The organism is Amycolatopsis thermoflava N1165 (assembly GCF_000473265.1).
Taxonomy (GTDB): Bacteria; Actinomycetota; Actinomycetes; order Mycobacteriales; family Pseudonocardiaceae; genus Amycolatopsis_E; species Amycolatopsis_E thermoflava.
Window position 1 is genome coordinate 7,482,851 of sequence record NZ_KI421511.1, and the last position, 22,293, is coordinate 7,505,143.

Here is a 22,293-nt window from a genome sequence, read left to right on the forward strand (position 1 = left end):
CGGCACCGGGGAACTCGCCGGGCGCGGCGGGTTGGCTGTTCGGCGTGGCGAGTTGCCGGTACAGGGCAGTCAAGCGCCGCGTAGACGCGACAGCAGCGGGTCCAGCGCGGCGGGGTCCTCGACGTGCGCGTTGTGCCCCAGCCCGGGCAGGATCACCGCGCCGTCCGGCAGGTGCTCGGCCCGGCACATCGGGTCGTGCTCACCCGCCGCGAGGATCACCGGCGCCCGCGCCGTGGCCAGCAGTCCGTCCAGGTCCGGGGCACCCACCCCGAACGCGGCCTGGTCCAGCGCCGGCCGCTGTTCCCGGGCCTGTGGGCGGTGCGTGCCGACCTGTCGCGGTCAAGCGTCGCGCAGGCGCGCGAGCAGCGGGTCCAGGGCCGCCGGGTCCTCGACGTGCGCGTTGTGCCCCAGCCCGGGCAGGATCACCGCGCCGTCCGGCAGGTGCTCGGCCGGGCACATCGGGTCGTGCTCACCCGCCGCGAGGATCACCGGCGCCCGCGCGGCGGCCAGCAAGCCGTCCAGGTCCGGGGCACCCACCCCGAACGCGGCCTGGTCCAGCGCCAGCCGCCACCCCTCGACCAGCCCGCTGTCCACGATCGGCGAGTCGGCGGGCACCAGGCCGTGCAGGCCGGACACCTTCAGCCAGCGCGCGGCGGCCTCCTCGCGGGAGCCGAACACCTTCGCCGGGCGCGTGGCCTGGTCTGCGGCCCGCGCCAGCTCCTCGTCGCTCCAGCGCACCTTCATGCCGAGTCCGCAAGCCCCGCTCACCCGCACCCCGAACCAACCGCTCGCCAGGGTGAGGGCCACCACCCCGCCGAGGGAGTGCCCGAGCACCGCGACCGTCGTGCCGGGCGGCACGACCTCGGCCACCGCGGCGGCCAGCGCCCCGAACGAATACCGGGGGAGCGGTTCCGACCGGCCGTGGCCGGGCAGGTCGGGCACGATCCAGCGGCCCGGCCACCGCTCGACCAGGTCGTTCCACACCGCCCCGGTCGCGCCGAGGCCGTGCAGGGCGAGCAGGGTTGGTCCGTCCGGACCACCGGTGCGCACGTGCATCGTCCGATCTTCCCATGGCTTTTCGCCCGAAGAACGCTAAGTTTCTCCTCAGGAGCCGACGGGAACGACCTTCCCGGGAGCTCCACCCACAACCGGTACCCCTCCGCGGCGCCACGAACGTCGCCGGACGGGTCGCAGATGAGGAGTCACCACCGTGACGGATGGAGTGTTCGGCCGCGAAAGCGGTCACGAACAGGTCGTGTTCTGCCAGGACCAGGCGACCGGCCTGAAGGCGATCATCGCCGTCTACTCGACCGCGCTCGGCCCCGCCCTCGGCGGCACGCGCTTCTACCCCTACAGCCGCGAAAGCGACGCGCTCGACGACGTCCTCGCGCTGTCCAAGGGCATGGCCTACAAGAACGCCCTCGCCGGGCTCGACCTCGGCGGTGGCAAGGCCGTCATCATCGGCGACCCGGCGACCACCAAGACCGAGGCGCTGCTGCGTGCCTACGGCCGGTTCGTCCAGTCGCTCGGCGGGCGGTACTACACCGCCTGCGACGTGGGCACCTACGTCGCCGACATGGACGTCATCGCCCGCGAAACCCGCTTCGTGACCGGCCGCTCCCGCGACGACGGCGGCGCGGGCGACTCCTCGGTGCTGACCGCGTTCGGCGTGTTCCAGGGCATGCGCGCCGCCGCCGAGTTCCGGTGGGGCAGCGCCGACCTGGCCGGGCGGCACGTCGGTGTCTCCGGCGTCGGCAAGGTCGGGCACATCCTCGTCGGGCACCTCGTCGAGGCCGGCGCCCGCGTGTCGGTCACCGACGTGTCGCAGGCGGCGGTCGAGCGCGTGAAGGCCGCCCACCCGGCGGTCGAGGTCGTCGAGGACAACGCCACGCTGCTGCGGATGCCGCTCGACGTGTTCGCGCCGTGCGCGCTCGGTGGCGCGCTCAACGACACCACGGTGCCCGAGCTGGGCGCCGAGATCGTGTGCGGCGCCGCGAACAACCAGCTCGCCCACCCCGGGATCGAGAAGTCGCTGGAGGACCGGGGCGTGCTGTACGCGCCGGACTACCTGGTCAACGCGGGCGGGGTGATCCAGGTGAGCGACGAGCTGCACGGCTTCGACTTCGAGCGGGCCAAGCGCAAGGCGGCAGGCATCTTCGAGACGACGAAGGCGGTGTTCGAGCTGGCCAAGGCCGAGGGCGTGCCGCCGGCGACGGCCGCCGACCGCCTCGCGGAGCGCCGCATGTCGGAGGTCGGCAGGCTGCGGTCCATCCTTACCGTGTGACACCAGGGAAGATCTTCGAAGCGGCGGGCGTGCGGGGTTGGCTGCACGCCCGCTGCCTCGACTGCGACGGCGAAACCGGTCACCACCCGGACGAGCCGGTCGTGCTCGCCTCCGTCGTCAAGGTTCCGCTCGTCCTCGAACTGGCCCGACAGGTCGCCGCCGGTCAGCTCGACCCGGCCGACCGCCTGCGGGTCACCGCGGCCGACCGGCTCGGCGGCACCGGCACCGCGGGCTGCGCCGACGACGTCGAGATGAGCCTGCGGGACGCGGCGTTCTTCGCGCTCTCGGTCAGCGACAACACCGCTGCCGACCTGCTCTTCGACCGCGTCGGCCTGGACAACGTGCGCTCACTGCTGCGCGAGTTGGGGCTGGCGGACACCCGGGTGATCGGTTCGCCGCGGGACGTCGTCGCCACCATGGCCGAGGACATCGGCGCCCGCGACGCCGCCGATTTCGCCCGCCGCTTCCCGGCCCTGTCCGCCGAGGAGGTCTTCGCCACCCGCGCACTCGACCCGCTCCGGACCTCGGCGAGCACCCCGCGCGACATGACCACGCTGCTCGCCGCGATCGCCGGCGACACCGCGGGCCCGCCGGAGGCGTGCCACTGGGTCCGGCAGCTGATGGGCCAGCAGGTCAACTGGCACCGCCTCACCGCCGCGTTCCCGCCCCAGGTCCGGGTGTGGGGCAAGACCGGCTCCCTGCTCGCGGTGCGCAACGAGATCGGCGTCGCCGAGTACCCCGGGGGCCAGCGCTACGCCGTCGCGGTGTTCACGAAGGCGCCGACGCTCGAATCGCGCCTGCCGGACGTCGACCACGCCATCGGCGAGGCCGCGAAGGCCGCGATCGAGGAGATCGTTCACGACCGCCCGAACACCACGCTCCACGGCCGCTGCACCGGGTCCTGAACCGGCGCGAGCGTGGTCACCCCGTCGCGCGCCAGCACGTCCGCGACGACCTCCGCCAGCCGCGCGGCCTCCGGGTGCGGGTTCACCGCGGGCCAGGCGACCGACATCCGCCACGACAGCGATCCCGCCGCCAGCGGCCGCCACACCACGCGCGGCTCCTTGCGCGCCACCAGACCCTGGTCGAACGCCACGCCCTGCCCGGACAACACGAGCCCCAGCACGAACTCCGGGTTCCGCGCGTGCCGCACGTGCGACGGGCGGAACCCCTGCTCCCAGCACGTGCGCAGCGTCGCGTCGTACAGCCCGGGCGCGGCGGCCCGCGGGAACAGCACCAGCCCGTGCCCGGCCAGGTCGCCCAGCGCCAGCTCGGACCGGGCCGCCAGCGGCGAATCCCGCGGCAGGACGACCCCCAGCGGCGTCTGCACCGCCGGACCCAGCTCCAGCCCCGAGACGTCCACCGGGTGCTGCAGCAGGCCGGCGTCCAGCTCGCGGTCGGCCAGCAGCCGCACCTGCTCGGTCGTCGTCAGCTCCTGCAGGTCCAGCCGCACGTCCGGGCACGCGCGACCGAACTCGGTCAGCAGGTCGGCCAGCACCCGCCCGGCCAGTTCCGGCGGCACGCCGACCCGCAGCGCGTCGATCTCGCCGCGGTGCGCCTTCCCGACCAGCGTGCGCATCCGCTCCCACCGGGCCAGCAGGTCCCGTGATTCGGTGAGCAGGATCTGCCCGGCCTCGGTCAGCTCGACGCGACGGCTGTCGCGTTCGAACAGCCGCGCGCCGAGGTCGGTTTCGAGCCTGCGGATGCGCTGGCTCAGGGGCGGCTGGGCGATGCCGAGCCGCTCCGCGGCGCGTCCGAAGTGGAGTTCTTCGGCGACCGCGACGAAGTAGCGCAACGCGCGCAGGGGGTCCACGCTGTGACGATATCCGGGGGCGTATCACGGCAGGCCAGGACTGGTCTTGGACAGCCGTACCAGTTCCGTGCTGGGCTGGCGCCATGACTGATCGACTGAGCAGGCGCGGGGTGTTCGGGGCGGGCCTGGGGGCCGCCGCCGTCCTCGCCGGCGTGGCGCCCGCGGCCGCCCGTGCCGCGACCGGTGGGGGACTCACGTTGCGCTGGTGGGGCAACAACAGCTGGGAGATCCGGATGCCCAGTGCCGACGGCAAGACCACGAAGACGGTCCTGATCGACCCGTGGCTGACCCGCTTCCACACCGGCACCTACTCGCCCGCGGGGGCGGACCCGAAGACCCGGCTGTCGGTGGACACCGTCCTCATCGACCGCTACGTGGACAGCGGCGAGCTGCGGGCCGACCACATCCTGGTGACCCACGGCCACTACGACCACCTGACCGATGTCCCTTACCTGGCGCGGAAAACCGGGGCGACCGTGTACGGGACGGAAACGCACCTGAACCTGATGGCCGCGCTCGGCGCCCCCGAGGACCAGCTCGCGGTCGCGAGCGGCGGCGAGTTCCTCACCTTCGACGGCTACACGATCCGCATCCTGCGCTCGCTGCACTCGGCCGCCGGGGCGCGGGCGGCGGTGCCGTTCCCGGGGACGCGGCCGGGCCTCGGACTCGGCAACCTGCCCAAACCGAAATATATTCAGGACCTTGTGGAGGGTGGAACGCTCGCGTACCACGTGACCTCCGCCCGGGGCGGCAGCGTGATCGACTTCGGCGGATCGAACTACGTCGAGTCGGAACTGGCCGGTCTGCGCCCCGATGTGGTGCTGCTTCCCGCCGGCGGCGGCAAGATCGCCGACTACGTCGGCCGCCTGCTGCGCGTGCTCGGGCAACCGCCCTACGTGATCCCCACGCACTGGGACGACTTCGACCACCCGCTGACCGAACCGGCGCGCGACTGGGGCGGCCTGGACGCGCTGCGGTCCGCGGTGGCGGCGACGTCCCCGGCCTCGCGGTTCGTCGTGCTCGACCACCTGCGGACCTTCACGCTCTGACCCGGGGTGGCGTGGGTGCCGGCGCGGGCACCCACGCCGTCCGGTCAGCCGCTCTTGCGGCGGAAGGTGCGCTTGCTGGCCGCCGGGCCGTGTCCGTGGACGTGGCCGCCCTTGCCACCCCCGCTGTCGTGCTTGCCGGACGACTGGGCGTTCGCCTGCTTGCGTTCGAGGGCCTCGCGGAACCTGCGCTTGACGTCGTCTTCCGATTCGCCTGGTGAACTGTTCTCGGACATACGACCTCCTGGGTGTCACGCGCTTGCTCGTCCAGCCTCCCAGGCCCGGTCCGCCTTGGCGAGCCGTTTTCGTCACGATTCACGGCGGTGTTGACTGGCGCGCCAACACGAGGGAGCTACTGTTACGCCATGGCGAAGTCTGCTCCCGTGCCCGGCCGTCCGCGCTCCCGTGACGCGGCGGGGTTGCCCGCGGTCACCCCGGATCGCATCATCGACGCGGCGCTCGAGCTGACCGCCAGGCACGGGGTGGAGTCGTGGACGCTGCGCCAGCTCGCCGGCGCGGTCGACGCCTACCCGGCGGTGATCTACCACCACGTCGGCGACCGGGACACGGTCGTGACCGCGGTCGTCGACCGCGTCATAGCCATGTACGAGCTGCCGCCCGCCGAGATGGAGTGGCGGGCCTGGTGGCGCCAGTTCCTCACCAACCTGCGGCTGGTGTTCATGCGCTACCCCGGGGTGGCGCGCCGGGTCGCGCTCAACGGCCCCTCGGTCGAGGCGGGCGGGCCCACTGTGGACCGTGCGATGAGGACACTCCTGGGCGCCGGGTTCGAGCAGGACGAGGCCACCATGGTGTGCCGCCTGCTGGTGAGCCAGGCCTGCCTGTTCATCTCGCTGGAGGACGACCAGCGCAAGGCCAGCGAGGTGAAGGCCCAGATCTCCGGCGGGTGGGGCGAGCCGACGGCGGACCCGGACCTGTCCGGCTTGGCCACCCTCAGCGAATCGGTCCACGAGCGCCTCGCCGACCCGGAGAAGAACCGCGACTACTTCGCCGAGCTGTTCGACTACGCGGTGGACCGCGTGCTGGACGGCGTTCAGGTGCGGCTCGACGAGATCAAGCGCGGCTCCTGACCGACGCGAAACGGGGCCGCACCGGATCGGTGCGGCCCCGTTTTCACGCCCCCGTCAGGGGCAGACGATCTTCGGCTGCGGGTTGTAGTGGACGGTGCGCGTCTCACGCTTGACCTCGCGGCCGGTCTTCGCGTCGCGCAGCACCCGGGTGTCGCTGGTGGTGAAGCCCTGTGCCCCGTTGGAGGGGTGGCAGTTCTCCGCCGGGCCCGGCTTCTCCTGCGGCGGGACGAAGTTCGACTTCGGCCCCGGGATCGACTCGACGGTGTACCGCTTGGTGCCCCACAGCTTCACGGTGATCGACGACGGCGTCCAGATCGTCTGGATCGCCACGCCGGTGTCGGAGTCGTTGGTGAACTTCAGGTCGATCACGCTGCTGCCGCCTGCGCTCTGGAACACCGTCGCCTCCCGCGCGGCGGGGTAGCGGCTGATGTAGTAGCTGTGCTCCTTGTGCCCGGCGTCCTTCAGCCCCGCGAAGTAGGCCGCGTTGTACAGCGTGGTGGCGAACTGCGAGATACCGCCGCCGACCTCGCGGGCCGGGGCGCCGTTCTCGATCACGCCGGCCTCGACGTAGCCCTGTGCCTTGCCGCGCGGCCCGGTGAACCCGTTGAGGCTGAACGTCTCGCCCGGCTTCACGATCGCGCCGTTCACCTTCTGCGCGACGGTCCGGATGTTCACGCCCGAGTCGGCGGCGAACCCGCCGGTGGTGAACTCGCCGATGACCTCGGTGATACCGAGCTGGTTGGCCTGCTCGGTGGTCACCTTCGCCGGGGTCGTGTGGTACTTCGCGACCAGCTCGTGCGTGCCCGGCGCCTTGAGCACGTCGAACAGCGGCTGCAGCGTCGGGTTCCAGTCGACGCCCTTGCCGTCCACCGACGGCTGCACCGTGGGACGACCGCCCTCGAACACGATCTGGGCGTCCTTGCCCTCCTTCTCGGAGGACTTGAGCTGCGGGCCGGCCGCCTCGACGATCTTGTTGTGGTCGACCTTCGGCACCAGGGTGCCGCCGTCGCCCGGCTCGAACGACAGTGCGGCGGCCACGGCCGCCGGGGCGAGCGTCGCGGTGGCGCCCTCGCCGCGGATGACCAGCGGCGCGGACACGGCGGGCCTGGCGAACCCGTCCAACGTGGCCTGCACGGCCTCGGCCGAGACCTGGACCGGCGTGGTCGTCACCGGCAGGGACAGCGTCTGGCCGGTCGCCCAGTGGCGCAGCACCTCGTTCTTGGCGGCGTCGGCGTCAAGCTGCTGGCCGGGCTGCGGGGGCACCGCGACCGGCTGGGCCTGCTCGAACCGGATCGTGCCCTCGACGGGGAGGCGGTCCGTGCGGGCGCGCAGCTCCTCGATGGCGGCGGCGAGCTTGCCCTCGTCCGCGTGGGTGACCACGCCGACCTCGCGGTCGCTGAAGAACGACGCGATGCGGGTGAACGGGTTGAGCGGCTGATCGCCAGCTTGGTCCAAAGTGGACGGCCAGTCGAGCGTGAGGCCCGCGGTGGACGGGTCGATCGCGGCGGTGGCGTCACCGGCGCGCACCGGGATCGTCTGCGTCAGCCGCGGCTCGATCTCCTCCCGCAGCTTGTCCTCGGCCGCCGTGCGCTTGAGACCGCCGACCTCGACCCCGGCGACGGTGACGCCGCGGGGCACGTTGCCCTGGCTCACCAGCAGGTCGACGGCGTAGAGCGCGGCCAGCACACCGAGCACCGAGCCGGCGATGATCGCGGCGCGCTTGGCGGACTTCTTCTTCCGCGGTTGCTCCTGCGTCACCTTCGGCAGCACGTCGGTGACCGGGGCCATGACCTCGGTCCGCTCGTCGTCGGACGTGGGCCACGCGGGTTCCTGCGTCAAGGCTCACCCCTCCTGATCCGGACAACCCGGATGAAGGTTACGGGCGGGGGGATCGGCGCCCTGCTCCGGGTGGCCCAGCGTGATACACCGGTGACCATGCGGGTCCTCGTCATGTCCGACACCCACCTGCCGAAGCGGGCGCGTGATCTGCCGGAACAGCTGTGGCAAGAGGTCGCGCGCGCCGACGTCGTGGTGCACGCGGGCGACTGGGTGGAGGTCGCGCTGCTGGACGAGCTGGAGAAGCGCAGCAGGCGGCTGATCGGCGTGTACGGCAACAACGACGGCCCGGAGCTGCGCGCGAGACTGCCCGAGGTGGCCAGGGCGGAGTTGGACGGCCTGCGGCTGGCGGTGGTGCACGAGACGGGCCCGGCGAAGGGCCGGGAGGCGCGGTGCGCGCGGGACTACCCGGATGCCGACGTGCTGGTGTTCGGGCACAGCCACATCCCGTGGGATACGGTGGCGCCCAACGGGCTGCGCCTGCTCAACCCCGGTTCACCGACAGACCGGCGCCGCCAGCCGGAACACACGTACCTGACGGCACGGGTGCGCGCGGGGCGGTTGGAGCAGGTGAAGCTGCACGCGCTGCCGCCCCGCTGATCCGGTCTCGCGGAGCCGTGCCGCCGCGGTCCCGGTGATCCCGGCGCTGCTGGTGCCCCGGCGATCCGGGTGCTGCTGGTGTCCTGGCGATCTCGGTGCACGCTGGTGCGCCGGCGCTGCTGGCAGTCGCGTTGCCCGCCGCCGGCGGGCAGGCAGTGTTCGCTCCCCGCTTCCCGGGGCTGTGTAGCTGCGGTCGCGGTGATCCGGGTGCTGCTGGTGTCCTGGCGCTGGTGGTGGTCGCTCTCGCTTGGTGGGGCCGGGCCACTGCGGTCCCGGCGATCTCGGTGCTGCTGGTGCCCTGGCGCTGCTGGCAGTGCTCGCTCCCGCTGCGTGGGGGGGCGTGCCGCTGCGGTCCCGGTGATCCCGGCGCTGCCGCTGGTGTCCTGGCGCTGCTGGCAGTGCTCGCTCCCGCGCCGCGGGGCGCCGTTGGTGCAGTGCCGCCGCGGTCGCGGCGCTGCTGGCGCCCCCGGTGCTGCTGGCGGCAGCGCGCACCGCTTGGCGGGCGAGACGGCGCCCCGGCCCGGTTCTCGGCTCGGCGCTGCTCGTCGCGGCGCGCCTGGCCCGGCGGGCGGGCGGATGCCGCTCCCAGCTTCGCGGGGGCGCAGCCAACCTCGCCGCCCCGCGGGCTCAACCGGTGGTCACTCCAGGTTCGAGTCGGCGTCCGCAGTCGCCGAGCGCGCCTCCGGCACCTTCACCTCCGCCGGCTGCGCCAGCAGCCGCACGATCGAGGTGAACGAATCCACCCCGATGGCCGGGTCCACGGAGCGCAGCAGGCCCAGCCCGAGCGTGATGCTGAACAACGCGTACGCCGCCTGCCGGGCGTCCATCGGCAGCCGCACGCCCAGGCGCCGCGCGTTGGTGTTCAGCAGGCCGGTCACCAGGTCGGCGATCTCGGCGTTGCTCTTCGCCAGCCGCCCGAGGAGTTCCGGGTCGCGGCGGCAGTTGAGCAGGTACTCCGCCTCCAGCCGGATCCACTCCTGGTCGCCGCCGGTGCCCGCGGCCCACACCGCGAACGCCGCCAGGAGCTCGTCGAGGCTGTCGGTGCCTGCCAGTGTCGCGTCCACCGACGCCGCCTTCTCCGCGCGCACCCCTTCCAGGACGGCCAGGCACAGCTCGTCTTTGTTGCGGAAGTTGGAGTAGACGGCGCCCTTCGAGAACCCCGCCTCCTCGGCCACCCGCTCCAGCGAGGTGCCGGTGTAACCCTCGCGCAGGAACAGCTCCGTGGCCGTGGCCAGCAGGCGGCGGCGCGTGTGCGCCTGACTTTCAGCGCGCGTCAGTCGAGCCATGCGATCACTGTAAGGCTCGACTTGAACTGTGTTTAAGCCTGGTCGGGGTTTCGGTTTTGACTATCCCCCGTCCGGGTGGTTCAGGACGGCAGCGTGCGGAACGCCAGACCCGCGTTCTTCAGCCGGGTCAGCAGCGCGTCGCCCATCGCGGCGGCCGGGGAGAGCTGCCCGGCGCGGGACGGCAGGTCGTCGTGCGCCAGGCAGAGCGCGGACTCGGCGAGCATCTTCGCCGTCTCGTCGTAGCCGGGGTCGCCGCCGGAGACCTCGGTGACCACCCGCTTGCCGCCGCCGTCGGCGACGAACCGGACCTTGAACCAGGACTTCGCGCGCCGCTGCTCGCTCGGGCCCTCGCCGGGCTTGCGCAGGTTGCCCAGTGCCTTGCGCACCGGCGGCAGCTGCACGAGCGCGACCGCGGCCCCCAGACCGGCGAGCCCACCCGCCAGCACCGGCAGGTGCTTGACCGCCGCGTAGTGGCTGTAGGTGAAGTCCGGCCCGTACTCGGGCAGCTCCCGTGCCGAGCCGACGACGATCTGCGGGTCGATGGTCGGCAGCGGCACCAGCCAGTGGCCGGTCTCGCCGTCGCGCCGCGGGGTGCCGGTCACCGCGCGCACGCGGCGGCCCTCGGGCCGGTGCTGCATCTTCCGTCGTTCCCGCGCGGCCTGGGCCATCGGCAGCAGCCGGGACGCGGCGCCGAGCGCGGAGGCGTAGGTGCCGCCGGAGAACGTCGCGCCGACGCGCACCTGGCCGCGCACCCGGATGGGCACGTCGTCCGGCAGCTGCTTGACCGTGTAGTAGACGCCGAGGTCGTGCGGGATCGAGTCGAAGCCGCACGCGTGCACGATGCGGGCCCCGGTTTCGGCGGCGCGGGCGTGGTGGCGGACGTACATCAGGTCGGTGAACTCGGGCTCGCCGCACAGGTCCACGTAGTCGGTGCCGGCCTCGGCGCACGCGGCCACCAGCGGCTCGCCGTACTGCACGTAGGGGCCGACCGTGGTGATCACGACCTTCGCCGACCCGGCAACCGCTTTCAGCGACGCCGGGTCGGTGACGTCGGCGTAGAGGAGCGGCAGCTGGGCGAACTTCGGCCCGAGGCCGTCGCGCACGCCCTCCAGCTTGGCGCGGCTGCGGCCGGCGAGCGCCCACCGGCAGTCGTCGGGGGCGTGCCGGGCCAAGTACTCCGCGGTGAGCCGGCCGGTGAAGCCGGTCGCGCCGAACAGGACCACGTCGTAAGCCATGCGCGCCACCCTAACGGCTGCCTAGGCTCGATGGATGATCAATGGCGCTCACGTGATCCTGTACAGCCACGACGCGGAGGCTGACCGCGCCTTCCTGCGCGACGTGCTCGGGCAGCCGCACGTCGACGCGGGCGGCGGCTGGCTCATCGTCAAACTGCCCCCCGCCGAGATCGCGGTCCACCCCACGGACGCCGCGCAGGCGCACGAGCTGTACTTCCTGTGCGACGACGTGGAAGGGACGGTCCGGGAGCTGACCGCGCGGGGCGTCGAGTTCACCGAGCCGGTCACCGACGCGGGCTGGGGCCTGCTCACCCGGCTGCGGCTGCCCGGCGGTGGGGAGGTCGGCCTGTACGAGGCCCGGCACCAGCGGGCCACCGATCTCTGAAAATCCGCTGGACCGTCCCGTCACGATGGACCCGTGTGGACGATCAACCCGGTACCCGTGAGGGACCCCGCCGCGCAAGCGATCCTGCGCGCCTACTTCGACGACGTCGCGAGCCGCTACTACGGCCGCCCGGCGACGGTGGCCGAACTGGACACCGCGATGGCCGACGACCCGAGCGACGACCTCGTGCCGCCGACGGGCCTCTTCCTGCTCGCGCGGTCGCACGATGAGGTGACGGGCTGCGTCGGCATCCGCGTGCTCGACGTCACGACCGCCGAGCTGACCCGGATGTTCGTCCTTCCCGGATCGCGCGGCCGGGGAGGTGGTGACCAACTGCTCCGCGCGGCCGAAAGCGCAGCTCAGGCACTGGGTTGCGAGCGGATGAGGCTGGACACGCGGCACGATCTGGTGGAGGCTCGTGGGCTCTACGCCAAACACGGCTACCGCGAGATCGAAGCCCCTGAACAACGCTTGTACGCCGATCACTGGTTCGAGAAGCGGCTGGCGCTCGGCCGGCAGGTGTAGTGGCCGAAAAACCGGGGTAGTCCTGCGCGCAACTGAGATGGTCGCGGAGGTGAGGTCGAGATGGCGGACACGTCACGGCTCCCGGTGCCTGTTGCCGAAACGTGGGAGTGGCAGAGGCACGGCAACTGCCGGAACTTGGACAGCTCGGTGTTCTTCCACCCGGACGGCGAACGGGGTTTCGCGCGGGCGGACCGGGTCGCGCGGGCGAAGCAGATCTGCATGTCCTGCCCGGTGATCGTCGAATGCCGGCACCACGCGCTCACCGCCGAAGAGCCCTTCGGCGTCTGGGGTGGGCTCGACGAGACCGAGCGGCGCGCGATGATCTCGCGGCGCAAGCAGCTGCTGGCCGGTGCTGAGAAGGAGCAGGAGTGCGTTTCGGCTACACCCTGATGACCGAACAGGCCGGGCCGAGGGAGCTGGTCCGGCACGCGGCGGCCGCCGAGCAGGCGGGGTTCGCGTTCGAGGTGTGCAGTGACCATTACTCGCCCTGGCTCGACGAACAAGGGCATGCCCCGTACGCGTGGAGCGTGCTGGGCGCGGTCACCCAGGTGACCGAACGCGTCGAGCTGCTGAGCTTCGTGACCTGTCCGCTCATGCGGTACCACCCGGCGGTGGTGGCGCAGAAGGCGGCGACCGTCTCCCTGCTGTCGGGCGACCGGTTCACGCTCGGGCTGGGTGCTGGGGAGAACTTGAACGAGCACGTCGTCGGCCGTGGGTGGCCGCCGGTGAACGTGCGGCACGAGATGCTGAACGAGGCGCTCGCGATCATCGGCGACCTGTTCGACGGCGGGTACGTCAACTACTCGGGTCAGCACTACCGCGTCGACTCGGCGAAGCTGTGGGACCTGCCGGAGCGGCGCACGCCGATCGGTGTGGCCGTGTCCGGCAAGCAGTCGGTGAGGCGCTTCGCCCCGGTGGCCGACGCGCTGATCGCCACCGAGCCGAAGCCGGAGCTGGTGCACGCCTGGGACGAGGAGCGCGCCCAGCTGGGGCAGGACTCATCGCGCAAGTACGCGCAGCTGCCGGTGTGCTGGGACCCCGATCCGGGGGCGGCCAAGCAGCGGGCGCACGAGCAGTTCCGCTGGTTCGGCGGCGGCTGGAAGGTCAACGCCGAGCTGCCCGGCACGTCCGGGTTCGCCGGCGCGACCCAGTTCGTCACGCCCGACGAGGTCGCCCAGGCCATCCCGTGCGGCCCGGACGTCGAACCGATCGTGAAGAGCGCGCAGGCCTTCGCCGACGCGGGCTTCACGGATCTGGCGCTGGTCCAGATCGGCGGCGACCACCAGGACGGGTTCTTCGAGTTCGCGTCGCGCGAACTCCTGCCCGCCCTGAACGAGGCCTACGGCTAGGGGCGCATTTCAGAACCCGCGGCGGCGCCAGGTGACGGCCACCGCAAGCGGCTCCGCCGCTTATGAAACAGAACCTAGCTTGAGTTTTAACGTTTGGGGTGGTGGCGAGGACCCAGTTGATCATGGATGAAGCCCTTGGTTGATCATTCTTCTTGCGACAGAAAGACGATCACACCAAGGGCTTCAGTTGATCAGTGTGCACGATCCGGATGCGGGTGGCGCGTCCGGGGACCTTGTCCGTTTCCGGCACGAGTTCTATCGGTGCCTGACCCGCCGGGCGGACGCGTTGTTCGAGCTGGCCGAGGCGGTGTTGTGTGCCGAGGGACCGGTGCGGTCGCTGCCGGAGTTGTCTCTGCTCGCGGAGCATCGCCGCGGTCATGGTGGGCTGTATGCGGGTCTGGCTCACGGCCGGATCGATGTCGATCGGCTCCGCGACGCGATCCTGGCCGGACCGCTGCCGCAAGCGGCCGACGGCCGGCTGGTGCTGGCCGTGGACATCACCTGCTGGTTGCGGCCCGAGGCGCACACCGCGCCAGAACGGGTCATGTGCCACGCCTACGGCCGCAACCGTAACCAGCACCTGGCGATTCCCGGCTGGCCTTACTCGGTCGTGGTCGCGCTGGAAAGCGGCCGTAGCTCCTGGACCGCGCCCGTGGACATCCAACGCCTGGCACCCGGGGTCGATGCCGCCACGGTCACCGCACACCAACTCCGCCGGGTGGTCACCGGACTGATCACCCACGGGCACTGGCAGCCCGGGGATCGCGAGATCCTGATCGTGGCCGACGCCGGCTACGACGGACCACGCTTGGCCTTCCAGTTAGCCGACCTGCCCGTGGCGGTGCTGGTGCGGATGCGCTCAGACCGGGTCCTGCGCCGCTCGGCCCCGCCCCACACACCGCACACGGTGGGCCGACCGCGCCGTCACGGCAGCGAGTTCGTCTTCGGTGATCCGGCCACCTGGGGTCAACCCGATGTCGCTATCGACGCCGACACCCGTCTCTACGGTCCGGCCATCGTCCGGGCCTGGAACCGGCTGCATCCCCGGCTGACACACCGCACCGCCTGGACCACGCATGTCGGACACCTGCCGATTCTGGAGGGCACCGTGGTGCGTTTGCAGGTGGACCGGTTACCGTCCGGGGCGATCCCGAAACCGGTGTGGTTATGGTATTCCCGCGTCGATCTGGACATTGAGATGGTCGATCTGCTCTGGCAGGCGTTCCTGCGCAGATTCGACATCGAGCACACGTTCCGACTGTTCAAACAGACACTCGGTTGGACCCGCCCGAAGCTGCGCACTCCCGAGCAGGCCGATCGGTGGGGCTGGCTGATGCTGGCCGCCTACACCCAACTCCGACTGGCCCGCCGGCTGGCCGCAGATCTACGGCGCCCCTGGGAGAAACCCGCACCACCGGGCCGGCTCACCCCAGCTCGAGTACGTCGCGGGTTTCGGCACCTACGCGCACAGGCCGGCTGTCCCGCGAGTGCACCGAAACCAACACGCGCCGGCCCAGGGCGGCCAACCGGCCGTCGCAACGACCGCCCAGCCACCCGCCATGACGTGCACGTCATCACCTCAACAACATCCAAGAAATACAAGTCGAGCACGCCTCGACCACGCCGAACAGGTTAAAACTCAAGCTAGTCGAGCAGGTCGCCGTCGCGGGTGATCATGGCGCGCAGCTTGCCGAGGGCGCGGTGCTGCGTGACGCGGACGTTGCCCGCCGAGATGCCCAGCGCCTCGGCCGTCTCGTTCGCCGACAGGCCGACCGCGATCCGCAGCGTCAGGATCTCCTGCTGCAGCTGCGGGAGGGTGGCCAGCAGCTTGGTCATCCGGTCGCCGAGGTCGACGTCGAGCGCGTGTTTCTCCGGCTCGTTGTCGGCCAGCGGGCGTTCCGGCAGCTCGGCGACCGGGTCCGACCGGTCCCGCGAGACCAGGCGGTAGGCGTCGGCGACCTTGTTGGACGCGATGGCGTGCACCAGGTAGAGGAACGATCCGCCCCGGTCCTGGTACTGCGGCAGCGCGTGCAGGACGGCCAGGCAGACCTCCTGCGCGACGTCGTCCGCCGAGAGGTAGGACAGATCGCGTCCGCCCAGCCGGGCCCGGCAGTACCGGACGGCGACCGGGGTGATCATCTGGATCAAGCGGTCCACGGCTCCGCGTTCACCGGTGGCGGCTTCGCGGACGACCGGGTCGAGCTCTTCCTTCGTGAGCCGCTGTGATGCCCGAGGAAAGGCCTGGGGTGTCAGCCCCGGCGCCTCGGGCTCGGCTCTTCCGGCAGTGACAGGCGGGACACTCGTTCGCATGGTCGGCTCCCCAACGACAACAACGATGACCCGTCGACCGGTCGCCGTCGGGGGCCCGCGTTTCTTGTTACTCTCGGTGAACGGGTACTCCCTCTAGGTCCCTGCCGACCCGTTCCCGATGAAACTGTGCGTAATCGTATGTGGTGACCGCCCGGCAGTCCAGATTTCAACTAGACATACCCCATTCGCAGCAAGAGCCCGCTCGATCGAGTTCTCCAGGTGTGTGAACCGAGCACTCGCGAACAATCAAGCGCAAAAGTGACACACTTCTTGGCTATGTGACAACACCCAGGTCATGGGCGTGCGAAGACCCACCAACGCAGTACCGCGAAGCGGACGACGCCGCCAAGGCCGCTCGCCACCGCGAGTGCGACCGCCTGGAGGGTGGCCGACGGATTCGCGGTGAACAGGTGCAGCGAAAGCAGCACGAGCGATCCGTAGCCCGCGTAGAAGGCGAATGTCCCCGCGGACTGCAGGTGCAGCCGAACGGGTGACGTGGAATGGCCGGCGAACGTCACGCGGCGCTGGAACTCGGTGTTCGCGAGGGTGGTCAGCGCGATGGCGAGCACGTTCGCGGTCACGGCGCCCAGCAGCGGGCGGGCGCCGAGGAAGAGGAGTTCCTGCAGACCCGTCGTCAGCACTCCGGCGACGACGTACCAGGCGACCGGGTGGTGTTCGGCCGGACGGTGTGCGGCGGGAGCCTGCCGCGTCACCGGCCCGCTGATCCACGTTGCGGTCATACCCAAAACTTACCTACGCTCAGCAATTGTTTGTACTGTACAACCACGTGAGCTTGATCTCGGGTTTGCCTGTTCCGCCACTCGGGTATCGCCACCGCTAGGACAGCAGGTGAGGAGGACCGATGAGTGAGGCTCATGGCCATCCCGTGCCGGACGCGGTGGAGAGCGACCCGGCCGCGTTGAACAGCGCGGAGGACCTCGACGAGGACCGGTTGCGCGTCGACCCGCTCGAGGAGGGCGTCGAGCCGCCGGAGCGGTACATGGCCTCCGACCGGTTCGGCACGACCCCGAACGAGGAGCGCGAGGGCGAGAGTCTCGACGGGCGGCTGGCCCAGGAGCGGCCGGACGTCCAGCCGGAGGACGTCCCCGCCGACGAGACCGAAACCCGCGACGGCCTCGACGTCGCCGATGCGGGGCAGAACCTCGGCGACGCGGTCGACCAGAAGGCGGACAACCCGCCCGGCTCGGTGCCGGACGCCATCCGCACGCCGCCGGACGAAGACCCCGTGTGAAATCGGTCACATTGGCGCTGACCTGGTGAAACCCAGGGTGAGCGGCGATGACGGCCGGTGCAGGACAGCGCTCGCGCTGGGGTGCCCCTACGGTCGGAGGTACGAGTGCACGTGACGCGAAGGGACTGACACGATGCTCGCTTTGACCGATGCCGCCGCCGAGGCCATCAGCGCCCTGACGGCACAGGAGGGCCAGACCGACAGTGGTGGCCTGCGCTTCGCCGTGCAGGCCCAGCAGGACAGCGGCGCGCAGCTGGCGCTGTCCGTGGCACCGGCTCCGGAGGACGGGGACCAGGTCGTGGGTGCGGACGGGGGCGCGAAGGTGTTCCTGGAGCCGCAGGCCGCGATCTTCCTGGACGACAAGGTGCTGGACGTCCAGCAGGACGAGCAGGGGCAGCTGAACTTCGCCGTCCTGCCGCAGCCGGACGCGCAGCAGCCGGGCCTGTAGAACAACGGACTTCCGCTGAGGGAGGGCGCCGCTGCGGCGCCCTCCCTCAGCGCGTTCCGGGGGCCGCGCGACCATGCGCGGCGCGGGACTTCTCAGAAGTGGCGCACGAGCTCCCGGAACGAGCCCAGCGTCAGCACGCGCTCGTCGGCGTCGTCCAGCTCGTCGTGTTCCAGCACCCAGGTGTGCGCGTTCGGGATGAACACCGCGTTCATGCCGGCCGCGCGGGCGGGGCGGATGTCCGACTTCGGCGAGTTGCCGATCATCCAGGTCGACTCCGGTACGAGCATGCGCGCCGACGCCAGGCCGCGGTACACCTCGACGTGCTTCTCCGGCACGATGTGCACCTCCCGGAAGTGGTGGGCCACGCCGGAGGCGTCGATCTTGCGCTGTTGCTCCTCGCGGTCGCCCTTGGTCAGCAGCATCAGCTCGTGCCGCGAACCCAGCTCGCCGAGCGTCTCGGCGACGCCTGGGATCAGCTCGACCTCGTGGTTGATCAGCGCCGACGCCAGCTCCTCGATGCGGGCGCGCTCGGCCGCGGTCGCCGGACGCTCGCGCAGCTTCTCGAAGCACTCGCCAAGACTGTGCAGGAACACCTTGGTCCCGTAGCCGTGCGACACCGCGTTCGCCCGCTCGATGTCGTCGAGGATCTCCCGCACCGCGGCGCGCTCCAGCGTGGGGTGCGCGATCCAGTCGAGGTAGTCGTCGATGACCCGCTCGAAGATCACGTTGTTCTCCCACAACGTGTCGTCGGCGTCGAGGATCAGGACCTGTCCACTCAGTCGCACGCTGCGCAGACTAGGAGCGGTCACCGTCCGGGCGCACCTCATTAACGGCGCCATCGCCCGCCAGCACCGCCGCGACGTTGCGCGCCGCGAGCAGGGCCATCTCGGTCCGCGTCTCGACCGTCGCGGAGCCCAGGTGCGGTGTCACCACCACGTTGTCCATCTCCAGCAGCCGCGGCTCGACCTCCGGTTCCTTTTCGAACACGTCCAGCCCGGCGCCGGCGATCTCCCGGCGCAGCAGCGCGTCGGCCAGCGCGGCCTCGTCCACGACCGGTCCGCGGGTGGTGTTGATCAGGAACGCGCTGTGCTTCATCGCGCCCAGCGCCTCGGCGTCGATCAGGTGCCGCGTCTCCGGCGTCAGCGGGCAGTGCAGCGACACCACGTCGGCGGTCCGCAGCAGCTCCAGGAACGACAGGTGCTCCGCGTGCAGCGCCGACTCCACGTCCGGCTTCGCGCGGGACCGTCCGCTGTAGACGATCCGCATGCCGAACGCGCGGGCCCGGTGGGCCATCGCCTGCCCGATCTGGCCGAGCCCGACGATGCCGAGCGTCTTGCCCTGCAGGCCGGAGCCGAGCATGAACCCGAGGTGGAACGACCAGGGCGTGCGGGACCGCAGCAGCCGTTCGCCCTCGCCGATGCGCCGCGTCACCGCGAGCAGCAGCCCGAACGCGAGGTCCGCGGTGGCGTCGGTCAGCACCCCCGGCGTGTTGGTGACGGTCACGCCCCGCTCGGCCAGCGCGGGCACGTCGATGTTGTCGTAGCCGACCGCGACGTTGGCCACGACCTTCAGCTGCGGCCCGGCCGCGTCCGCCACCGCGCCGTCGACGCGGTCGTGCAGCATGCACACCACCGCGTCCGCGCCGCGCACCGCTTCGCGCAGCATGTCGGGGCTGAGCGGCCGGTCCTCGCCGGACACCCAGACCTCGCCCGCCTCGCGGAGCACCACCATCGCTGCTTCCGGAACCCGCCGCGTCACCACGATTCGCATGGGCTCCAGCTTCGCAGGATCGGCGGCCGCTCGCGCTATTCGGGGTCCATGCCCCCGGGGCCGCCCTCGCCCTCCGGCTCGGCCTCGTCGGTGCCGACCTCGGGGTCCTGGTCGCGGTAGGTGGGCTCGGTGTGCTCGCCGCCGATGTCGGCGTCCTGTTGCTCGCTCTCGGCCGTCACCGGATCGATTTCGGGTCCGCTCATGCGTCCACCCTTCCTTGCGTGGCTCCGGTCGGCCAGCTATGTTCATATGTAGAACTTGTGTGCGGAATGCGAACGGAAGCAGCTCAATGGCCGAGATAACGTCGCTCCGTGACGCCGTCGCCCAGCTGGTGCACGACGGGGACACGGTCGCCCTCGAAGGATTCACCCATCTGATCCCGCACGCGGCGGGGCAGGAGATCATCCGCCAGCGGCGCAGGGACCTCACGCTGGTCCGGATGACGCCCGACATCGTCTACGACCAGCTCATCGGCGCCGGGTGCGCGAAGAAGCTGATCTTCTCCTGGGGTGGCAACCCGGGCGTCGGGTCGCTGCACCGCTTCCGCGATGCCGTGCAGAACTCCTGGCCGGTGCCGCTGGAGATCGAGGAGCACAGCCACGCCGGCATGGCCAACCGCTACGTCGCCGGCGCGTCCGGGCTGCCGTTCGCGGTGCTGCGCGGCTACCGCGGCACGGACCTGCCCAAGCACACGGACACGATCAAGACGATCACCTGCCCGTTCACCGGCGAGGAACTGGCCGCGGTGCCCGCGATCAACCCGGACGTGTCGATCATCCACGCGCAGCGGGCCGACCGGGCGGGCAACGTGCAGATGTGGGGCCTGGTAGGCGTGCAGAAGGAGGCCGTGCTGGCCGCCAAGCGCAGCCTGGTCACGGTCGAGGAGATCGTCGACGAGCTGACCCCGGTGCCCGGCCAGGTCATCCTGCCGACCTGGGCCGTCACGGCGGTCGCCGAGGTCCCGAACGGTGCGCATCCGTCCTACGCGGCCGGGTACTCGGAACGCGACAACGAGTATTACGCCTATTGGGATTCCATTGGGCGGGAGAGGGACTCGTTCCAGCGCTGGGTGGACGAGAAGGTGTTCGGCGTGGAGGTGGCCCAGTGACAACGACGGTCGAACGGACGTACACGTCCGACGAGATGATGTCGGTCGCCGCGGCCCGCGCCCTGACCGGCGGTCAGCGGGTGTTCGTCGGCATCGGGCTGCCCTCCACCGCGGCCAACCTGGCGCGCCGCACCCACGCCGAGGACCTGGTGCTCATCTACGAGTCCGGCACGCTCGGCTCGAAGCCCACCCGGCTGCCCGCGTCGATCGGCGACGGCATCCTCGCCGACACCGCCGACGCGGTCATCAGCGTGCCGGAGGTGTTCAACTACTGGCTGCAGCCCGGGCGGATCGACGTCGGCTTCCTCGGCGCGGCCCAGCTGGACAAGTTCGGCAACATCAACACCACGGTCATCGGCGCCGACTACGCCGACCCGAAGGTCCGCCTGCCGGGCGCCGGTGGCGCGCCGGAGATCGCCGCGAACTGCCACGAGGTCTACGTCGTGGTGCGGCAGAGCAAGCGCAGCTTCGTCGAGCAGGTCGACTTCATCACCTCCTTCGGGCACGGCCGCGGCAAGGGCGAGCGGGAGAAGCTGGGCCTGCCCGGCGCCGGCCCGACCCTGGTGATCACCGACCTCGGCGTGATGCGCCCGGACCCGGAGACCGCCGAGCTGGTACTGACCCAGATCCACGAGGGCGTCACGGTGGAGCAGGTCAAGGACGCGACCGGCTGGGACCTGAAGGTCGCGCCGGAGCTGGAGACCACGCCGCCCCCGACCGAGGCCGAACTCACGGCCCTGCGTGAACTGAAGGCGGCCAAGTGATGACCGAGGCATACGTTCTCGATGCCATCCGGACCCCGTTCGGCCGCTACGGCGGCGCCCTGGCGGGAATCCGTCCCGACGACCTCGCCGCGCACGTGCTGCGTGAGCTGGCGTCCCGCAACGACCTCGACCCCGCCACGGTGGACGAGGTCGTGCTCGGCGACGCCAACCAGGCGGGCGAGGACAACCGCAACGTGGCGCGCATGGCCGCGCTGCTCGCGGGCTGGCCGACCTCGGTGCCCGGCACCACCGTGAACCGGCTCTGCGGCTCCGGCCTGGACGCGGTCATGCAGGCCAGCCGCACCATCGCGACCGGCGACGCGTCGCTGGTTGTCGCGGGCGGCGTGGAGTCGATGACCCGCGCGCCGATGATCCTGCTCAAACCGGAGAAGGCGTACTCCCCGGCGGCGCAGACCCTGCATTCGAGCACCCTCGGCTGGCGCATGGTCAACCCGGAGATGCCCGAGCAGTGGACGATCTCGCTGGGTGAGAGCACCGAGCGGCTGGCCGAGAAGTACGGCATCAGCCGCGAGGCGCAGGACGAGTTCGCGCTGCGCAGTCACCAGAACGCGGCGAAGGCGTGGGACGCGGGCTTCTACGACCACCACGTCGTGCCCGTCCCCGGCACCGACCTGACCCGCGACGAGGGCATCCGCGCCGACTCGACGCTGGAGAAGCTGGGCAAGCTCAAGCCGGCGTTCCGCAAGAACGGCACCATCACCGCGGGCAACGCCTCGCCGCTCAACGACGGCGCGTCCGCCGTCCTGCTGGGCGACCAGGCCGCGGCCGACCGGCTCGGCAAGACGCCGCTGGCCCGCATCGCCGGGCGCGGCGCGGCGGGCGTCGACCCGGACGTGTTCGGCATCGGCCCGGTGCGGGCGGCGGAGATCGCGCTGGAGCGCGCCGGGATCGGCTGGGAGCAGCTGGCCGCGGTCGAGCTGAACGAGGCGTTCGCCGCGCAGTGCCTGTCCTGCTTCGCCGACTGGCCCAAGCTCGACCCGTCGATCGTGAACGTCAACGGCGGCGCGATCGCGATCGGGCACCCGCTGGGCGCCTCCGGCGGCCGCATTCTCGCGTCGCTGGCCTACGAGCTGCGCCGCCGCGGCGGTGGCTACGGGCTGGCCGCGATCTGCATCGGCGTGGGCCAGGGGCTCGCGGTCGTGCTGGAAGCGTGAGGAGAAAGGAAAACGTGCT

General features: G+C 71.3%; 26 protein-coding genes and 1 pseudogene. 15 read left to right on the top strand and 12 right to left on the bottom strand.

The features are described from left to right. Nucleotides 1-69 precede the first annotated feature (69 nt). Nucleotides 70-297 (bottom strand): annotated as a pseudogene (locus tag AMYTH_RS0137110) (alpha/beta fold hydrolase); the annotation flags it as partial. Nucleotides 298-339: 42 nt separating this feature from the next. Beyond that, nucleotides 340-1,056, bottom strand: coding sequence for an alpha/beta fold hydrolase (locus AMYTH_RS0137115; RefSeq protein WP_027934465.1), 717 nt, complete (start codon nucleotides 1,054-1,056; stop codon nucleotides 340-342). Nucleotides 1,057-1,210: 154 nt separating this feature from the next. Here AMYTH_RS0137115 and AMYTH_RS0137120 point away from each other — a divergent pair, with 154 nt between their 5' ends. Both AMYTH_RS0137120 and AMYTH_RS46390 read left to right on the top strand, forming a co-directional pair. Continuing rightward, the gene (locus AMYTH_RS0137120) at nucleotides 1,211-2,284 is read left to right on the top strand and encodes a Glu/Leu/Phe/Val family dehydrogenase (RefSeq protein ID WP_027934466.1); all 1,074 of its coding nucleotides are present in this window, start codon (nucleotides 1,211-1,213) and stop codon (nucleotides 2,282-2,284) included. Continuing rightward, the gene (locus tag AMYTH_RS46390; RefSeq protein WP_037322973.1) at nucleotides 2,281-3,189 is read left to right on the top strand and encodes a serine hydrolase; all 909 of its coding nucleotides are present in this window, start codon (nucleotides 2,281-2,283) and stop codon (nucleotides 3,187-3,189) included. The genes AMYTH_RS0137120 and AMYTH_RS46390 overlap by 4 nt, the downstream gene beginning before the upstream one ends. Here AMYTH_RS46390 and AMYTH_RS0137130 read toward each other — a convergent pair. Further along, nucleotides 3,141-4,097 (bottom strand): LysR family transcriptional regulator, encoded by a 957-nt coding sequence (locus tag AMYTH_RS0137130; protein WP_027934467.1) that lies wholly within the window; start codon nucleotides 4,095-4,097, stop codon nucleotides 3,141-3,143. The two genes, AMYTH_RS46390 and AMYTH_RS0137130, sit on opposite strands and share 49 nt — an antisense overlap. An 83-nt stretch (nucleotides 4,098-4,180) precedes the next feature. Here AMYTH_RS0137130 and AMYTH_RS0137135 point away from each other — a divergent pair, with 83 nt between their 5' ends. Further along, complete coding sequence (locus AMYTH_RS0137135; RefSeq protein WP_027934468.1) at nucleotides 4,181-5,146, top strand: MBL fold metallo-hydrolase; 966 nt, start codon at nucleotides 4,181-4,183, stop codon at nucleotides 5,144-5,146. 44 nt (nucleotides 5,147-5,190) lie between these two features. On the opposite strand, the gene AMYTH_RS0137140 is transcribed toward AMYTH_RS0137135, so the two are convergent. After that, complete coding sequence (locus AMYTH_RS0137140; protein ID WP_027934469.1) at nucleotides 5,191-5,379, bottom strand: DUF5302 domain-containing protein; 189 nt, start codon at nucleotides 5,377-5,379, stop codon at nucleotides 5,191-5,193. Nucleotides 5,380-5,508: 129 nt separating this feature from the next. Between AMYTH_RS0137140 and AMYTH_RS0137145 the strand changes: the two genes are divergently transcribed. After that, the gene (locus tag AMYTH_RS0137145) at nucleotides 5,509-6,231 is read left to right on the top strand and encodes a TetR/AcrR family transcriptional regulator (RefSeq protein WP_027934470.1); all 723 of its coding nucleotides are present in this window, start codon (nucleotides 5,509-5,511) and stop codon (nucleotides 6,229-6,231) included. A 54-nt stretch (nucleotides 6,232-6,285) separates the two neighbouring features. Here the strand turns inward: AMYTH_RS0137145 and AMYTH_RS0137150 are convergent, their stop codons facing one another. Continuing rightward, entirely contained in the window at nucleotides 6,286-8,070 is a 1,785-nt protein-coding gene (locus AMYTH_RS0137150; RefSeq protein ID WP_027934471.1) for a VanW family protein, read from the bottom strand. A 96-nt stretch (nucleotides 8,071-8,166) separates the two neighbouring features. On the opposite strand from AMYTH_RS0137150, the gene AMYTH_RS0137155 reads away from it, so the two are divergent. Then, on the top strand, nucleotides 8,167-8,667 hold the full coding sequence (locus AMYTH_RS0137155) for a metallophosphoesterase family protein (protein WP_027934472.1): 501 nt from the start codon (nucleotides 8,167-8,169) through the stop codon (nucleotides 8,665-8,667). A 638-nt stretch (nucleotides 8,668-9,305) separates the two neighbouring features. On the opposite strand, the gene AMYTH_RS0137160 is transcribed toward AMYTH_RS0137155, so the two are convergent. Further along, nucleotides 9,306-9,953, bottom strand: a complete 648-nt coding sequence (locus AMYTH_RS0137160) for a TetR/AcrR family transcriptional regulator (protein WP_027934473.1) — start codon at nucleotides 9,951-9,953, stop codon at nucleotides 9,306-9,308. 80 nt (nucleotides 9,954-10,033) lie between these two features. After that, nucleotides 10,034-11,188 carry a saccharopine dehydrogenase family protein gene (locus AMYTH_RS0137165; protein ID WP_037322975.1) on the bottom strand — a complete coding sequence of 385 codons (1,155 nt, stop codon included), beginning with the start codon at nucleotides 11,186-11,188 and terminating at the stop codon, nucleotides 10,034-10,036. A 34-nt stretch (nucleotides 11,189-11,222) separates the two neighbouring features. Here AMYTH_RS0137165 and AMYTH_RS0137170 point away from each other — a divergent pair, with 34 nt between their 5' ends. The 5 genes from AMYTH_RS0137170 to AMYTH_RS0137190 all read left to right on the top strand — a co-directional run bounded on the left by AMYTH_RS0137170 (nucleotide 11,223) and on the right by AMYTH_RS0137190 (nucleotide 15,083). After that, entirely contained in the window at nucleotides 11,223-11,573 is a 351-nt protein-coding gene (locus AMYTH_RS0137170; protein ID WP_027934475.1) for a VOC family protein, read from the top strand. A 33-nt stretch (nucleotides 11,574-11,606) separates the two neighbouring features. After that, a complete protein-coding gene (locus tag AMYTH_RS0137175; protein WP_027934476.1) occupies nucleotides 11,607-12,098 on the top strand; it encodes a GNAT family N-acetyltransferase in 492 nt (163 codons plus the stop codon). Nucleotides 12,099-12,158: 60 nt separating this feature from the next. After that, a complete protein-coding gene (locus tag AMYTH_RS0137180; protein ID WP_027934477.1) occupies nucleotides 12,159-12,488 on the top strand; it encodes a WhiB family transcriptional regulator in 330 nt (109 codons plus the stop codon). Then, nucleotides 12,467-13,447 carry a TIGR03557 family F420-dependent LLM class oxidoreductase gene (locus AMYTH_RS0137185; protein WP_027934478.1) on the top strand — a complete coding sequence of 327 codons (981 nt, stop codon included), beginning with the start codon at nucleotides 12,467-12,469 and terminating at the stop codon, nucleotides 13,445-13,447. The genes AMYTH_RS0137180 and AMYTH_RS0137185 overlap by 22 nt, the downstream gene beginning before the upstream one ends. A 196-nt stretch (nucleotides 13,448-13,643) precedes the next feature. Further along, on the top strand, nucleotides 13,644-15,083 hold the full coding sequence (locus tag AMYTH_RS0137190) for an NF041680 family putative transposase (protein WP_228685314.1): 1,440 nt from the start codon (nucleotides 13,644-13,646) through the stop codon (nucleotides 15,081-15,083). 8 nt (nucleotides 15,084-15,091) lie between these two features. On the opposite strand, the gene shbA is transcribed toward AMYTH_RS0137190, so the two are convergent. After that, the gene (gene shbA / locus AMYTH_RS46395; RefSeq protein WP_026153409.1) at nucleotides 15,092-15,757 is read right to left on the bottom strand and encodes an RNA polymerase sigma factor ShbA; all 666 of its coding nucleotides are present in this window, start codon (nucleotides 15,755-15,757) and stop codon (nucleotides 15,092-15,094) included. Nucleotides 15,758-16,050: 293 nt separating this feature from the next. Beyond that, entirely contained in the window at nucleotides 16,051-16,497 is a 447-nt protein-coding gene (locus AMYTH_RS0137200; protein ID WP_027934479.1) for a GtrA family protein, read from the bottom strand. Nucleotides 16,498-16,619: 122 nt separating this feature from the next. Between AMYTH_RS0137200 and AMYTH_RS0137205 the strand changes: the two genes are divergently transcribed. Next, a complete protein-coding gene (locus AMYTH_RS0137205; protein ID WP_027934480.1) occupies nucleotides 16,620-17,009 on the top strand; it encodes a hypothetical protein in 390 nt (129 codons plus the stop codon). A 133-nt stretch (nucleotides 17,010-17,142) separates the two neighbouring features. Beyond that, the gene (locus AMYTH_RS0137210) at nucleotides 17,143-17,457 is read left to right on the top strand and encodes a HesB/IscA family protein (RefSeq protein WP_017984337.1); all 315 of its coding nucleotides are present in this window, start codon (nucleotides 17,143-17,145) and stop codon (nucleotides 17,455-17,457) included. 92 nt (nucleotides 17,458-17,549) lie between these two features. Here AMYTH_RS0137210 and AMYTH_RS0137215 read toward each other — a convergent pair whose 3' ends face one another. From AMYTH_RS0137215 to AMYTH_RS49725, 3 genes are read right to left on the bottom strand one after another with little or no spacing between them, the layout of a single operon-like run. Then, on the bottom strand, nucleotides 17,550-18,242 hold the full coding sequence (locus AMYTH_RS0137215; RefSeq protein ID WP_228685123.1) for an HAD family hydrolase: 693 nt from the start codon (nucleotides 18,240-18,242) through the stop codon (nucleotides 17,550-17,552). Nucleotides 18,243-18,252: 10 nt separating this feature from the next. Beyond that, nucleotides 18,253-19,227, bottom strand: a complete 975-nt coding sequence (locus AMYTH_RS0137220) for a 2-hydroxyacid dehydrogenase (protein WP_037322976.1) — start codon at nucleotides 19,225-19,227, stop codon at nucleotides 18,253-18,255. Nucleotides 19,228-19,262: 35 nt separating this feature from the next. Beyond that, on the bottom strand, nucleotides 19,263-19,430 hold the full coding sequence (locus tag AMYTH_RS49725) for a hypothetical protein (RefSeq protein ID WP_020421713.1): 168 nt from the start codon (nucleotides 19,428-19,430) through the stop codon (nucleotides 19,263-19,265). 86 nt (nucleotides 19,431-19,516) lie between these two features. On the opposite strand from AMYTH_RS49725, the gene AMYTH_RS0137230 reads away from it, so the two are divergent. From AMYTH_RS0137230 to AMYTH_RS0137240, 3 genes are read left to right on the top strand one after another with little or no spacing between them, the layout of a single operon-like run. Further along, nucleotides 19,517-20,335, top strand: a complete 819-nt coding sequence (locus tag AMYTH_RS0137230) for a CoA transferase subunit A (RefSeq protein WP_027934483.1) — start codon at nucleotides 19,517-19,519, stop codon at nucleotides 20,333-20,335. Between the two features lie 35 nt (nucleotides 20,336-20,370). Further along, complete coding sequence (locus tag AMYTH_RS0137235; RefSeq protein ID WP_051363136.1) at nucleotides 20,371-21,099, top strand: CoA-transferase subunit beta; 729 nt, start codon at nucleotides 20,371-20,373, stop codon at nucleotides 21,097-21,099. Further along, the gene (locus AMYTH_RS0137240) at nucleotides 21,099-22,274 is read left to right on the top strand and encodes a thiolase family protein (RefSeq protein WP_027934485.1); all 1,176 of its coding nucleotides are present in this window, start codon (nucleotides 21,099-21,101) and stop codon (nucleotides 22,272-22,274) included. The genes AMYTH_RS0137235 and AMYTH_RS0137240 overlap by 1 nt, the downstream gene beginning before the upstream one ends. Nucleotides 22,275-22,293 lie beyond the last annotated feature (19 nt).

What these genes read in the sequence shown, in the direction of transcription:
- AMYTH_RS0137115 (WP_027934465.1), bottom strand. Translation starts at nt 1,056, where the DNA reads ATGCACGTGCGCACCGGTGGTCCGGACGGACCAACCCTGCTCGCCCTG.
- AMYTH_RS0137135 (WP_027934468.1), top strand. Translation starts at nt 4,181, where the DNA reads ATGACTGATCGACTGAGCAGGCGCGGGGTGTTCGGGGCGGGCCTGGGG.
- AMYTH_RS0137140 (WP_027934469.1), bottom strand. Translation starts at nt 5,379, where the DNA reads ATGTCCGAGAACAGTTCACCAGGCGAATCGGAAGACGACGTCAAGCGC.
- AMYTH_RS0137145 (WP_027934470.1), top strand. Translation starts at nt 5,509, where the DNA reads ATGGCGAAGTCTGCTCCCGTGCCCGGCCGTCCGCGCTCCCGTGACGCG.
- AMYTH_RS0137155 (WP_027934472.1), top strand. Translation starts at nt 8,167, where the DNA reads ATGCGGGTCCTCGTCATGTCCGACACCCACCTGCCGAAGCGGGCGCGT.
- AMYTH_RS0137160 (WP_027934473.1), bottom strand. Translation starts at nt 9,953, where the DNA reads ATGGCTCGACTGACGCGCGCTGAAAGTCAGGCGCACACGCGCCGCCGC.
- AMYTH_RS0137165 (WP_037322975.1), bottom strand. Translation starts at nt 11,188, where the DNA reads ATGGCTTACGACGTGGTCCTGTTCGGCGCGACCGGCTTCACCGGCCGG.
- AMYTH_RS0137170 (WP_027934475.1), top strand. Translation starts at nt 11,223, where the DNA reads ATGATCAATGGCGCTCACGTGATCCTGTACAGCCACGACGCGGAGGCT.
- AMYTH_RS0137180 (WP_027934477.1), top strand. Translation starts at nt 12,159, where the DNA reads ATGGCGGACACGTCACGGCTCCCGGTGCCTGTTGCCGAAACGTGGGAG.
- shbA (WP_026153409.1), bottom strand. Translation starts at nt 15,757, where the DNA reads ATGCGAACGAGTGTCCCGCCTGTCACTGCCGGAAGAGCCGAGCCCGAG.
- AMYTH_RS0137200 (WP_027934479.1), bottom strand. Translation starts at nt 16,497, where the DNA reads ATGACCGCAACGTGGATCAGCGGGCCGGTGACGCGGCAGGCTCCCGCC.
- AMYTH_RS0137205 (WP_027934480.1), top strand. Translation starts at nt 16,620, where the DNA reads ATGAGTGAGGCTCATGGCCATCCCGTGCCGGACGCGGTGGAGAGCGAC.
- AMYTH_RS0137210 (WP_017984337.1), top strand. Translation starts at nt 17,143, where the DNA reads ATGCTCGCTTTGACCGATGCCGCCGCCGAGGCCATCAGCGCCCTGACG.
- AMYTH_RS0137220 (WP_037322976.1), bottom strand. Translation starts at nt 19,227, where the DNA reads ATGCGAATCGTGGTGACGCGGCGGGTTCCGGAAGCAGCGATGGTGGTG.
- AMYTH_RS49725 (WP_020421713.1), bottom strand. Translation starts at nt 19,430, where the DNA reads ATGAGCGGACCCGAAATCGATCCGGTGACGGCCGAGAGCGAGCAACAG.
- AMYTH_RS0137230 (WP_027934483.1), top strand. Translation starts at nt 19,517, where the DNA reads ATGGCCGAGATAACGTCGCTCCGTGACGCCGTCGCCCAGCTGGTGCAC.
- AMYTH_RS0137235 (WP_051363136.1), top strand. Translation starts at nt 20,371, where the DNA reads ATGATGTCGGTCGCCGCGGCCCGCGCCCTGACCGGCGGTCAGCGGGTG.
- AMYTH_RS0137240 (WP_027934485.1), top strand. Translation starts at nt 21,099, where the DNA reads ATGACCGAGGCATACGTTCTCGATGCCATCCGGACCCCGTTCGGCCGC.